General features: G+C 36.5%; 19 protein-coding genes. All 19 read left to right on the top strand.

Annotated features, from left to right (window positions below; genetic code table 11):
* The first annotated feature begins 5 nt into the window (after nt 1–5).
* The 19 genes from PXY01_RS01050 to PXY01_RS00960 all read left to right on the top strand — a co-directional run bounded on the left by PXY01_RS01050 (nt 6) and on the right by PXY01_RS00960 (nt 12,683).
* On the top strand, nt 6–1,520 hold the full coding sequence (locus PXY01_RS01050; protein ID WP_127566383.1) for a DnaB-like helicase C-terminal domain-containing protein: 1,515 nt from the start codon (nt 6–8) through the stop codon (nt 1,518–1,520).
* A 17-nt stretch (nt 1,521–1,537) separates the two neighbouring features.
* Nucleotides 1,538–2,617, top strand: coding sequence for a DNA primase (locus PXY01_RS01045; protein WP_127566380.1), 1,080 nt, complete (start codon nt 1,538–1,540; stop codon nt 2,615–2,617).
* 222 nt (nt 2,618–2,839) lie between these two features.
* Complete coding sequence (locus PXY01_RS01040; RefSeq protein WP_127566378.1) at nt 2,840–3,136, top strand: hypothetical protein; 297 nt, start codon at nt 2,840–2,842, stop codon at nt 3,134–3,136.
* Between the two features lie 31 nt (nt 3,137–3,167).
* On the top strand, nt 3,168–3,389 hold the full coding sequence (locus tag PXY01_RS01035) for a hypothetical protein (protein WP_127566376.1): 222 nt from the start codon (nt 3,168–3,170) through the stop codon (nt 3,387–3,389).
* Between the two features lie 102 nt (nt 3,390–3,491).
* Entirely contained in the window at nt 3,492–4,052 is a 561-nt protein-coding gene (yyaC, locus tag PXY01_RS01030; protein ID WP_127566374.1) for a spore protease YyaC, read from the top strand.
* A gap of 22 nt (nt 4,053–4,074) precedes the next feature.
* On the top strand, nt 4,075–4,305 hold the full coding sequence (locus PXY01_RS01025; RefSeq protein WP_127566372.1) for a hypothetical protein: 231 nt from the start codon (nt 4,075–4,077) through the stop codon (nt 4,303–4,305).
* Nucleotides 4,306–4,320: 15 nt separating this feature from the next.
* A complete protein-coding gene (locus tag PXY01_RS01020) occupies nt 4,321–4,716 on the top strand; it encodes a beta-sandwich lipoprotein (RefSeq protein ID WP_127566370.1) in 396 nt (131 codons plus the stop codon).
* Between the two features lie 42 nt (nt 4,717–4,758).
* Nucleotides 4,759–5,250, top strand: coding sequence for a hypothetical protein (locus PXY01_RS01015; RefSeq protein ID WP_127566368.1), 492 nt, complete (start codon nt 4,759–4,761; stop codon nt 5,248–5,250).
* A gap of 103 nt (nt 5,251–5,353) precedes the next feature.
* The gene (locus PXY01_RS01010; protein ID WP_127566366.1) at nt 5,354–5,668 is read left to right on the top strand and encodes a hypothetical protein; all 315 of its coding nucleotides are present in this window, start codon (nt 5,354–5,356) and stop codon (nt 5,666–5,668) included.
* Between the two features lie 61 nt (nt 5,669–5,729).
* The gene (locus PXY01_RS01005; RefSeq protein WP_127566364.1) at nt 5,730–6,284 is read left to right on the top strand and encodes a hypothetical protein; all 555 of its coding nucleotides are present in this window, start codon (nt 5,730–5,732) and stop codon (nt 6,282–6,284) included.
* On the top strand, nt 6,281–6,658 hold the full coding sequence (locus PXY01_RS01000) for a hypothetical protein (RefSeq protein ID WP_127566362.1): 378 nt from the start codon (nt 6,281–6,283) through the stop codon (nt 6,656–6,658). Before PXY01_RS01005 ends, PXY01_RS01000 begins: the two co-directional genes overlap by 4 nt.
* A gap of 229 nt (nt 6,659–6,887) precedes the next feature.
* Nucleotides 6,888–7,280 (top strand): beta-sandwich lipoprotein, encoded by a 393-nt coding sequence (locus PXY01_RS00995; protein ID WP_127566360.1) that lies wholly within the window; start codon nt 6,888–6,890, stop codon nt 7,278–7,280.
* 388 nt (nt 7,281–7,668) lie between these two features.
* On the top strand, nt 7,669–8,238 hold the full coding sequence (locus PXY01_RS00990) for a hypothetical protein (RefSeq protein ID WP_127566358.1): 570 nt from the start codon (nt 7,669–7,671) through the stop codon (nt 8,236–8,238).
* 316 nt (nt 8,239–8,554) lie between these two features.
* Nucleotides 8,555–9,304, top strand: a complete 750-nt coding sequence (locus PXY01_RS00980) for a DNA-methyltransferase (RefSeq protein WP_127566354.1) — start codon at nt 8,555–8,557, stop codon at nt 9,302–9,304.
* Nucleotides 9,305–9,487: 183 nt separating this feature from the next.
* On the top strand, nt 9,488–10,153 hold the full coding sequence (locus PXY01_RS00975) for a macro domain-containing protein (RefSeq protein WP_246027751.1): 666 nt from the start codon (nt 9,488–9,490) through the stop codon (nt 10,151–10,153).
* A gap of 3 nt (nt 10,154–10,156) precedes the next feature.
* A complete protein-coding gene (locus PXY01_RS22180; protein ID WP_164744259.1) occupies nt 10,157–10,333 on the top strand; it encodes a hypothetical protein in 177 nt (58 codons plus the stop codon).
* An 8-nt stretch (nt 10,334–10,341) separates the two neighbouring features.
* Complete coding sequence (locus PXY01_RS00970; protein ID WP_246027750.1) at nt 10,342–11,568, top strand: nicotinate phosphoribosyltransferase; 1,227 nt, start codon at nt 10,342–10,344, stop codon at nt 11,566–11,568.
* A 70-nt stretch (nt 11,569–11,638) separates the two neighbouring features.
* Nucleotides 11,639–11,833 carry a hypothetical protein gene (locus PXY01_RS00965; RefSeq protein ID WP_127566350.1) on the top strand — a complete coding sequence of 65 codons (195 nt, stop codon included), beginning with the start codon at nt 11,639–11,641 and terminating at the stop codon, nt 11,831–11,833.
* A gap of 427 nt (nt 11,834–12,260) precedes the next feature.
* Complete coding sequence (locus PXY01_RS00960; RefSeq protein ID WP_127566348.1) at nt 12,261–12,683, top strand: hypothetical protein; 423 nt, start codon at nt 12,261–12,263, stop codon at nt 12,681–12,683.
* Nucleotides 12,684–12,726 lie beyond the last annotated feature (43 nt).

Below are 12,726 nucleotides of genomic sequence, written 5' to 3'. Positions count from 1 at the left end.
AGTTGTTGTTTATTACAAAATACATAGAGCAATTCGTAGCGCCTTCAAGCATGCATGAATCCTTATTTGTAGGATACTTATGGAAAACGCCATCTCTATATGAAAAGTATCGCTCTCATAACATAGAGAGAAGTACATTCACAAATAGAAGATGGTTTGATTTCTATTATATCGGTAGAGAAATGTACGCCAGCGGCATTAGAACTTTTGACGATGTATCTGCGTACACTTTCGTTTCCTCGAAACCAAAAGAAGTTAATAAAAAATCTTACATGGAAATATATAATGAGCATGGCGGCTACGCATCGATTGTTGAGTTAATGGACGAGTGTGAGAAAAATAAGCAAAACGATGAATATCATTTTAATGAAATTCAAAAGTATGAATGCTTAAGGATGTTTCAACAAGAAAACTTAATTAATGTTAATGATCAAAACTTAGTAAATAAGTTATGTAAAATGACATTAAAACAAGTTCAAGCATATTTTCAACACAAGGTCGGTAAGATTTTTTCTAAAGTAAATTGTGGTGAAGTTGTTGAATATAACCTTGGTGATGATTTAGATATAGCCATCAACAAAATGAACGAAGGCGAAGCTATGGGGTTGCCATTGCACGATTCTCCGAGACTCAGTAAGAAAATAAAGGGATGGAGGAAAGGTGAACTTATATATCTTGTACTTAGTTCTGGTGTAGGGAAGAGTTCGCTGGCAATGGAAAAGTTCGTTTTATCACTTTATGAAAATAATGAAAAAGGACAGATGTATACAAACGAAGAGAATGTTTGGAAAGCAAGAAATTTGCTCCTGGCGACAGTAGCATCAAAAATATTGCACAATCCAGTAAATCGCGAGAAGTTATCTGAAGGAAATTTCGATGAAAAGACATTGAATAAGTTGAAAGCAGCAAAAGAGTGGATAAATCAACGTCCAAATGATTTGATTAAATTCTATGACATGAAAAAGTATCGTGTTGAAGATATGCTGACTCGTTTAGACATAATGAAACCATTGAATTATAATTATGCTCTGCTTGACACTTTCAAACCTGACACTTCTGCAAAAGAAGAAGCTCGATGGGAAGCCTTCAGTAATGCTGCGCAAGATATATTTAACAACATTAAGCCCGAGGCTAATAATATCGGAATGCTTGCCACTGTCCAGTTGAAGATTGGCAAGGAATATCGATACCTTGATTTGAGCGCAATTGGAAAATCACTCGAAATTGTAGAAGTTGCGTCAGTTGTAATGATGGGAAGATTGCTCTATGGAGATGAAGTTGCTAAGGGAAGTAAGAACAAAATATTTGCTTATAATTGGGAGAAGGATGAGTTTAGTGGCAAATGGACAAAGAAGGAATATGAACTAGATCCTGAAAAGACGTATATGATACTTTTTTTGGCGAAGAATCGTAACGGTGGGATTGATGAGCAAATTCTTTATGAAGTAAATTATTCAATTAACTCTTTTAAAGAAGTTGCTTGGGTTCAAATGGAGCGTAAGTCGAATACCGCGTACTAACAAGGAGAGGAGGTTTAATGAGTAACGATTTATGGGAAATTAAGCAAAGGATTGTTAATGAAGGTCGTGTAGAAGAACTTCTGAATGCCTTAGAGTGTCAGAGGGTAAGATTCGCTTCCAACCGCTATGAAGCCCAGTTGCCTAGTAAATTCAATTCTGATAATCCAAGATCTGTTCAAGTGTATCTAACCGAACGCATGTCGTGTCGCATACGTTCAAAAGGCATATCCGATATTGATATCTTTGGACTTGTTTCATACATTCGATTTGATTGTTATGATCAAAAGGACATTAAAAACAATTTGTACGAGTCCAAAAAGTACATATGTAGTGCTTTAGGTTATACTGATTTTCTAACACGAAGAACAAACGTCACTTTGAAAGAAGATCCGTTAAAATGGCTAAAAGACTTAAAGAAAAAGCGACATAAGAAGGCGTTGCGAGAATTTGACGAAAATCGGATTTACCCTGATTCAATACTTAATCAATACATTATGTACCCATACTATCCATACATTCAGGATGGCTTAACATATAAAACACAAGTTGATTTTCAGGTTGGGTTTGATGTACATAGTGAACGTGTGATTTATCCTATATATAATCAATTTGGTGATATTGTATCGATCAAAGGTAGAACAATAGATCCAGACTATAAACAAAAAGGTATCTATAAATTTCTCTATCTTTATAATTTTAATAAAATGATCGAACTTTATAATTGGCATAATGCTCTGTATTACATTCTAGAGAAGAAAGAGGTCATCATATTCGAAGGAGAAAAGTCGTGTTGGTGGGCTACTCAATTTGGTTTCCAAAACTGTGTAGCTATTGGTGGAGACGATCTGAGTGACTATCAGGTGAAAATGATTAAAGATCTTGGAATAGAAATAAAGATCATCATTGCTCTCGATAAAGATAAGTCTGTTGAAGACTTCAAGAAACAGGGAAGGAAGTTTGGGCAGACAAGACAGGTGTATGCCCTCTGGGATGCTCAGAATCTACTTTCTAAGGAACAGAAGCATTCCCCTGTAGATTTGGGTGAGGCTACGTTCATAAAACTCTACAAAAACTGCTTTACATATCGAATTGCTTAGACGATAAAACCACCCTTTCAACGGGATCTTAGCCTTTAAAAAAGCCTCATATATTAACGTTTTTTAAACGGTAAAATTATATAAAACCATCTTGGAAGGTGTAAGTGCAAAATATATAAAAATTGTGCTTGCACCTTTTCAGTAGACGTGCTATTCTAGTCTCACATAAGAGAAATATGGTAATTAGGCAAACAAATACATATGAATGGATGGTGTTAGAAAATGAAGGTTACGAACCGTGTGCTAGAACAGTATACGCAGTTATGTGGATTTAGTTCAAGAAAGTGTGAGTCATATCACGACATTGAGTACAAAATTCGCCGACACATTGAATTAGGAAAGATAATTGAACTAAAAGATGGCGGTGATACAGTTATTGTACGATACTTCGATCTTAATTTTACGATCACTAAGAATAAGGTAGTAGATGCACAACGAGACAAAAATAAGCCGATGGTATGGGTAAGTGAAAAAGCAAAATATCAATACGATATAATACATAGCAAGATGGTTGTGTAGGTTTCAACCCAATTAAAAAGGAGAGATTAAGATGAGAGTTGGTACAGGTAGAATTACAAAGATGGTAGAAGAGTTTCTTAATTATAACGGAGAAGCAGTTCTTACCTCAAATGAAATCGATCATAGATTTATTCAAAAAGTAGTATATGAAAAAGGTTTTGGCCTCTCTAGTCTCAGAGGGAAGAAATTTTTAGCTCATCCTGCAAAAACTCCTGTTACTGCATGGGGCATATCACAAACATCGGATACGTAGGTTGAACTAAACGTTTGTATCGAACTAATTATGATTCGATGGTCATATAAAAACTAAATTTTATTACAATCTGACATTGATAGAATAGAGGTGATTTGATAAATGAAAGTTAAAGTACCAAAACAAAATATATATAAAGGATTCAAAAAAGAAGATATACATATCGGATTGAAATCACTGATACCTCGGATATTAAAAAACGATGATGTTTACTTTGTCTGCATAGGGACTGATAGGTGTACAGGCGATAGTTTAGCCCCTTTGGTAGGAAGCGAACTTGTTAAAAAGGGATATAAGAATGTGATAGGAACAATTGATGATCCAGTACATGCAATGAATCTTCAAGAAACCATCAATAATTTACCAAAGGATAAAGTAATCATTGCTATTGATGCAGCTTTAGGCAAAGTAGACAGTGTTGGACTCCTTAGTGTTTTCAAAGGATCTTTGAGAGCAGGCGCAGGAGTAAACAAAGATTTGCCGCCAGTCGGTGATTACGGAATTCATGGGGTTGTGAATGTAGGAGGTTTTATGGAGTACGCCGTTCTCCAAAACACTAGACTGTCGTTAGTCATGAGGATGGCAAATGATATCGTGTGGGCAATAAATAAGAGGTTCCCAGTAAAGAGAAAAGCAAAGAATAATTTTATCTTAAAATATTAGTTTTAAAGGGTGGTGAGCACACATGAGAGTGCCGTATACATATTTAGAAGCCGAAACAATTAGTAAGGAATATGAAGAACAGGTTCCACTAAAAGTAATCACAGAAATTATTAACAAAGAGTTTCACAATGGGAAAGAGATCAGAACGGTCAAATCCATCCAGTACGTGATTGGACGAATCAATTCGGATGATGATTGGTTTAGCAAGTTAGAAGATCAGTGGCTACAAACTATTTCAATAATTGCGAATTAAGAGAGGAAGATAAAAATGAAAAATAAATTTGTGATCATTATATTGGGTATTATGGCAATTCTTCTAACAGCATGTTCGTCCGAAGCAGATACGGTGTCTCGCAACCTATCTACTGCTGCCGATTCATTTGAAGTACAACGTCGAGTGGTATTCTTCAATGGTATCACTGATAAGTATCTACTTACAATCGAAGGTCTTTGCTCACTTGGCAACAATGACAAAGAAGGTCGCTTGAGTGTTACTTGCAAGGTTGGCGAGGGCAAATACAAGAAGCACTTTCTTGGCTTGAGCGATAATGTTAGTTTCCTTGTTGAACAAACAGATGCAGTTAGTGTCGATCCATTCCATTACCGAATCGTATTCCGTCCTGAATCAATCATTCCAGATATTGATTTGCAGACAAGTAAATAATGGCGTTTAAAAATAGATTATTAGATGGGAGAGAGAATATATATGGGATGCGACATTCATCTTTTTATTGAGTACAGAGGGAAAGACAGCGAGTATTGGTGGAATTTTGGCGGTAAGTTTAATCTTAGCCGCGATTATTACATGTTTGCTCGACTGGCTGGCGTTCGAGCATATGGTGAAGAGATAAAACCAATTGCTGATCGAAGAGGTTTGCCGCAAAATATCGGTTGGAAAACGAAAGATGAGAACAGATATTTCATAATTAACGATGATGAGGAAAGAGATGACTCAAGACAAGTCAAGAGAACTGATGCGGAAAGATGGGTTAGAGATGGTTTATCTCAATATGAAGAAGAGCATTGGGTTACTGATCCAGATTGGCATAGCCACTCATGGTTGACCTCAAATGAGTTTGAAAAATGTGTTAATTCCTTTGATGACGTAAACGCTGAGTATAAGGCAATTCTAGCCTCTCTGCGCTGCTTTGAACAGGAAGGATATGAAACTAGGGTTGTTTTTTGGTTTGATAATTAGGTAATGAAAGAATACTTTCATCGAGACGTTGCACGGAATCAGACTTTAGTGTTAAAGTTAATCAATACAAATTAATAGTTTCTATAACCGGAGGTTGATGCTAATGACTACAGTACAAGATGCTTGCGAATTGGTTTCAAGGTATATGTTTGACGTCGCAGAAGTAGTTGTAACAGCGGACGATATATATTATGAAACTCCATCGGGTGAATTATCGCACATCCATTACTGGTATGAGGCGGCACAACTTCACTATGGATTGATTGATATACATGATAGCGTAGATTTAATCCCAAACGAATACCGAGTGTTATGGAGTTCCGCTTATGCTAGGTCAAAAGACGCTGATACGATAATTAAATATATTTACATTAATAATGACTGGGTTGCTATTGATTCTTTTACAATGATTATTTGAGTGTAATTGAGAATAGGAAACGTCAGTTATTATAACGGCGAATTCGAGAGGTGATAAATAATTGGATCTGGATAGAGTTTTGTCGCAAATTAAACCGTTTGGTAGTGATGAAAATGGCAAGTATAATAAGAAGCTATACGGTTTACTAAAGAAAATCAGAAATAATAAATATGAAAATTCGAATATAAGAATATGGTTTAATATGGTGAGTAGATGGGATGGCACTGTAATTGATTTTCACAAAAATATTCACAAGAAAATCAGCATCCCTAGTCAAATTATGATTGATCCAAGCGGACAAATGATTTCAGGATATTTCCTACCTGAGTGTCTTAAAAAAGGCAGTCCAACAAGATTTTCGCTTTGCGCATTCCATCCGAATCAGATGATAGATGTAACCGATTGGTTCTTTGATACATATTCACGCATTGGGCACTGCATGTTTGATAATAACCATCACGACTTCGAAAATCATTACAATCAGCGTTATTACATTATCAATAAGAATAGTCGAAAGTGTCGTTTTTGTGGAGAGCATTTTAAAAGGCACATTAAGAAGTATGTTGAAGTGAAAAAATATGAGGTATGGAAACCTCAAAAGGAGGAGAGTCGGTGAAGAGTTTATGGTTACGTTTTGATAAATGGGCGAGCGAAAAACTTGGTGTTTTCTACCTTGAAAAGTTTCCAGTCATATCTGATCGAGGCAGTCGATATTTAATTGAAATCACGCAGGACGCATACAATTCAGGAATATACATAGTTGAAGTCTATATTGAGAAAACAAAGAAGAACGGTAAAACAAAATCGAAGTCAGTGTCTGGTGGGAAATATTCTGGACGCTATATGATGTCTGAATGGGGAAGTTTTGTTGATATGGCAAAAAATCAAGTGAGACTATATGAGGAGTCTCAAGCCGAAAAGAGACAGGAAGAAGAAACATTGCAGATGGCACTTGAACAATGGAGTAATTGGGATGGCAAAATCCAATAAAACGAACATTTCATAGGGATGTGTTTAAGTGCTAAAGTATATATGCGATTATGATAGGAGTAGGCTACATGATGTACGAGATATCTTGGAGGCTATTCATAATGGATTGTCAGTTGACTATGCTGAGGACACATATATCAAACTAGCATTGAGTTCGATTGAAGAAGCCCTATCAGTAAAACAAAGACTAATGAATAGGACTGCACGAATAAATGAGAGGAAGATATAAATGAAAAAGATGTTTATTAGTGCAATTGTTGCTGTACTTATTCTTTTGACAGGATGTTCCACAGAAGCAGATATTGTATCTGAAAATCTCTCTAAGTCTGCCGACTCATTTGAGATCCCGCGCAGGATTGTATTTTTCAATGATATTACGGATACATATCTTCTGACCATTGAAGGTCTCTGTTCTCTTGGGAACACTGATACGGCAGGTAGACTAAGCGTAACTTGTAAGGTAGGAGAGAATGAATATAAGAAGCATTATCTCGGGTTAAGTGATAATGTAAGTTTTCTTTTGGAACAGACTGATGCCGCTAATGTTGATCCGTACCATTACCGTGTAGTGTTCCGTCCTGAATCCATTATCCCTAACATTGATTTGCAAACGAGCAAATAAACTCGGAAATGTGAGTAGGTGTTGATCTCGAATGAAAGTATCTACTCTTATTGAAATATTGAGCGATCTAGAAGATAAAGATATACCAGTCGGATACATGATCGGTAATGAATTTGTCCCACTGGACGATATCATTGGAGTTAATAAGTATGCTGACTGCATAATTCTACAGCATGAGATAAGAATCCATCTAAAATGAGGGGGATTTACTCTGGAAGTTGAAGTTAATGTGTTGGTATATTTTATTGGATTGGCGCTTGGAATAGTAATAGGTTTTCTTATTAGAAATAATGTGGATTCACAATGAAGCAATGATTTTACTCTAATCTGGAGGATTAAATGAACAAGTGTATCGTAGACCATATTTTAGTTAAGGAGATGGCATCAAATGAAATCAGACATATTCATTCCAAAAATCATTAGAGTCGGTTTTCAGAATCGCAGCGATACATATACTCAGAGACTTGCTTATGTAATCTATATCGATGAAAAAGGTAAAGTACGTAAAGAGACCTCTTGGAACTTATGGAGACATAAAGATATTGAACCTGTTGATTATCCAAATGAACCGATTTCAGGGTTTGTGTTAAATAAAAAAGTAGGTGGATACAGTACAGGGTGGAATCATAGACAGACTTACACAAGGGTTTACGATCCGCGAGGATTTGAATTTGAGATTACGATTCCCAATTTGCTGTATATCCTTGAAAATACAAACTCGATTAAGGGCAAGGGACTTGAGGGTGAATTTGTATATGGCTGGAGTGGTTCAGATCTTGTTTTGGTTCCAACAGCTTCACCAGACTATCTTGAACTCTCCAAATTAAATGATATTCTACACAGTAAAAATCACATCAAGTCAAAAGACTTGCAGCTCGGTAGAATATATAAGACAAGAAATGGAGAAGAATGGGTCTATCTTGGTCGATTTGAAGGTATGCAACTTTCAGGGTGGTAGAGTAAGAAATTTATAAATTGATAGACAAGTAGTTTCTTTAACTTTGAGGGTGAAAAGATAAATGTAAAAATGAGGTGCTTATTTGAAAAGTGAAGCCGAAATCAGAGAAGAGATTGAATCTACAATACAGACATTAAAAAATTATCATAAATCGTATAGTCAGATGGAAATTTATTTTGATGAAATGTGTGAAAAAGTACAGAAGTGCCATACGAGAATAGGAGTTTTAAAGTGGGTATTAGGAGAAAACGATAAATACGATTGATAACCTTTGGACGTTAAATAAATTAACTAATTATAAATGGAGAGTGAGTAAATGGCTAAAGGGATTTTAGGGAGTCTTGAACTAAACCGTGCCTATCAAATGGATTGCTTGGAAGGTATGAAGTTAATCCCAGACAAGAGTATAGATTTAATATTGTGCGACTTACCTTATGGGACTACTTGGGCAAAATGGGATAACATAATTGACTTCGGTTTATTATGGAAGGAGTATAACAGGATAGCGAAAGGAGCGGTAGTCTTATTCTCTTCCCAACCTTTCACTACAATGTTAATTAACAGTAATATTAAAAATTTTAAATACACTTGGTATTGGAAGAAGAATAACGCAGGTAATTATCTTAATGTTAAAAGACAGCCTCTTAGGCAAATAGAAGAGATAAACGTGTTTAATAAACATAACTATTACCCACAAGGTCTAAAAGATTACAATAAAATGAGAAACAGAGGTTCGAATGCAAAAACTACAATGAATAATTATAGCACTGAGTGGTTTCAAGAAAAGACAGGTTATCCTAAAAATATCTTAGAATTTAATTTAGATACAGATAAATACCACCCGACACAAAAGCCTGTTGCATTATTTGAATATCTGATAAAACCATACACCAATGAGAACGAGATTGTGTTGGACAACTGCTTAGGCTCAGGAACTACTGCTGTTGCTTGTGAGTTAAATAATCGAAAGTGGATTGGTTTCGAGACCGAAAAAGAGTATATAGAGATAATCAATAAGCGTCTCGACCAAATTCAACTTGAAGACGATTTACAAGATTATAAGTAATGATTTTCACCCTGATAGTTCATTCGATTACTCGAAATGTTATAATAAAAACATATTATTGAACTTTCGAGGTGAAGATTATGCTAAATCTAAAAGAATTTAATGTTATCAAACAAGAACAGAATGAACACTTCTACCGATTTACAGTAGAACGTAAAGAATTACCCTATATGTGTACTAACTGTGGCTGGATTATTAGTCGGTAGTTATATTGTGAGTGGTTATCATATTGAGGATTGGATTGCAGACCTGAAGGCCAAACTCGATTTCTTAAACGTAAAAGAAGAAGAACGAAAACTAAAAGCAATGGAAGATAAGTTGGATCAATTGCTGTCTGACGAAAAGAAAGTTGAAATGTTTTCATTCCAATATGGAGGTGGACAGGTGATTAAGATAGTTGAAGGTGACTTAATGAATGCGACTGAGAACATCATTGGTCATCAGGTTAACTGTCAGTCGGTCATGGGGTCAGGTGTTGCAAGGGCGATTAGGGATACATATGAGGCTGCCTATGTTGGTTATATGAACTACTGTGATGGGAAAGAACCGTATGACTTGCTTGGGACATGCCATTTGGTCGATATCGGCAACGGGAAGTTTGTTGCACATTTGTTTGGTCAACTAAATTACGGCAGAACCAAGTACAGATACACTGATTACATCGCCCTTAAAGAAGCCCTTTACAAATTGAAAGTGATCGCGAAACGCAATAATCTATCAGTGGCGCTTCCGTACAATATTGGCTGCGGCCTAGCTAATGGTGACTGGAAAGTTGTTAGTCAGATCATCGAAGAGGTGTTTGAGGATTACGAAGTGACACTATACTCACTATTCAAAATTGGAGGCTAAAACTTGATTCTACTTAACGACAATGTAGTCAACTTCGAAACGTTTCCTAATGGTGAAACTCGAATCGACGGAGATGAGATTTCTCGAATCTCATATCATCACAATCAAATTACTCTAAAGTACGAAAATGACGGTGATTTGATTAAGTTGATGCTGCTCAAGAATACATTCGGTTCGTAAAGTATACGTTGTTCGTTCCGAATCCAGATTGGCAGCACATTGCAGACCTTCACGATCTCGGATATCTACCTCTACGTATCAAGGCCGTAAAAGAAGGAACACTCGTTCCTCTTCGTGTTCCCATGGCTACAGTGGAAAATACAAACCCCAAGTTTTTCTGGGTGACGAACTACATTGAAACCCTACTGTCATCGGAAAACTGGCTTCCATCGACAAGTGCAACAATTGCATTTGAGTATAAAAAACTTCTCACGTACTATGCCAAACTTACTGGTGGAGATTTGGGGTTTGTTAACTTCCAAGGGCACGACTTCTCTCAGCGAGGTATGGTGACGGATGCAGCAACTTTGAGTGGAGCAGGACATCTTACTTCGTTCCTTGGTTCTGATACGATTCCTGCAATTCCGTTCCTTGAGCGGTACTATGGGGCGAATATTGAAAACGAGATTGTCGGCACATCTGTCAACGCTACTGAGCACTCGGTAATGTGCGCAGGTGGTCAAGAGAACGAATTCGAGACATATGACCGACTAATCAACAAAGTTCATCCTACAGGTATCCTCTCCATTGTTTCGGATACGTGGGATCTCTGGAAGGTTATTACCGACACACTCGTCAAACTGAAAGATGACATCTTGAACCGTGACGGAAAAGTGGTTATTCGTCCTGATTCCGGCGACCCAGTTAAGATTCTGTGTGGAGATCCTGAATCAGATAATCAGAACGAACGCAAAGGCGTTATCGAACTGCTGTGGGACATCTTTGGCGGCTCAGTGAACGGTAAAGGGTTCAAAGAGCTTGATCCTCATATTGGAGCAATCTACGGTGATTCGATTACACTTGCACGAGCAAAGGCCATCTCTGAAGGATTGATGGCGAAAGGGTTTGCGTCCACGAACGTTGTGTATGGTATCGGATCGTTTACGTACCAGTACCAGACTCGCGACACGTTTGGTTTTGCGATGAAATCTGTTCACGTTGTCGTTAACGGCGAAGAGCGATTCATTCAGAAAGATCCTGTGACGGACAAGAACAAGACCAAGAAGTCAGCAACAGGCCGTCTAGTCGTAACCTATGATCCTTATGATACTGACAAGATTATCATGATGGATGGGATGACAATTGAGCAACAGGAACAATATCAGTACCTTGACTTGCTTCAAGACGTGTTTGTGGATGGAAAACTGGTGAGAGAGCAAAAATCTGTCCGAAATCCGAAAATCGCTCCAAAATAAAATCCTATAAATATAGGGGTCTCTTGACCCCCTATATTCCGATAAATTAACAGTTTTAAGAGGTGAAGAAGTGAGTAAAAAATTTGTAATTAAAGAAGCATGGTTGCTAGATGAAGAAGGAAATAAACTAATGAAACTTTCTCAACATAGTCCTGATGAAGTTTTTCAAAAAATTGACGTGGGCGAAATCAGAGGATGGGTTGGGGAAAGAGTAGATAAATTCATACTCGACGAAAATTCGATTATTAGAAAAGCAAATAAATAAAAGGATTTTTCTCAATTAAAAGGTAAATGAATGATCTCTTTTAAGAGGTGATAAATATTAAACAGATTGAAAAAGATGCGCTTATACTCATGCTAGCTCAAAACTTCATTAAGCAATCTAAAAAGTCGTTGTCTGAATATATTTCAAACTATGATCAAGAAGGATTCGCAACATTATCTAACTCCCTACCATTTATGAAAGATGCAGTATCGGCAAATAAGGCACTCGACTGCTTGATCAATGATGCTTATAAACGAGTATCAAAGAAAATCCCTAAGAAGAAGTTAGAATAGTGCCAAGAATCATTAAGCCGTATTCTAAAGGAATTAATATTAGAATTATAGGAAATAATTATCATAACTCTGGTAATGTGCTGAACTAGAAAACGAAATGTCGCTTCTAACTATAAATCGGAGGTAGGTAACGTATGACAAATAGATGTAACGTTACAGGAAGAGTAGATGGGCAGTTATATGATTTCCACATAAATCAAGACTTTGGATATGATTCGCAATTTTTTGATGGTATGACATTCTCATTTGTCTTATCTGAAGATGAGTACATATGTTTTATAAGCAGCGGAAGGCAACAAATAGAAGAAAATGAGAGAGATAATTGTACATATCAATACGGACTATATTTTTCAAGTGAACAAGTATATGGCCTAATAAGCAAGTTCCAGCATCCACCTAAAGGGTATTTTAATCAGGGCTGGTTGCAATACACCGATGAAGAAGAGCAATGGCTATGGGACAACATGGATAAAGATGAAACTCAGATACTATACTCCGATGCAGTTAGCGTTAAACGTGCGATTGAACTTGCTGAAGTATTACTTTTTAATAAATAAAATTTTAAAAATATTGACTTTTAAATAGATAATTTGGTAGTAT

The organism is Paenibacillus xylaniclasticus (assembly GCF_004001065.1).
GTDB lineage: Bacteria > Bacillota > Bacilli > Paenibacillales > Paenibacillaceae > Paenibacillus_T > Paenibacillus_T xylaniclasticus.
The sequence above is the reverse complement of the archived record's forward strand: the minus strand, read 5'-3'. Positions and strand labels throughout refer to the sequence as shown.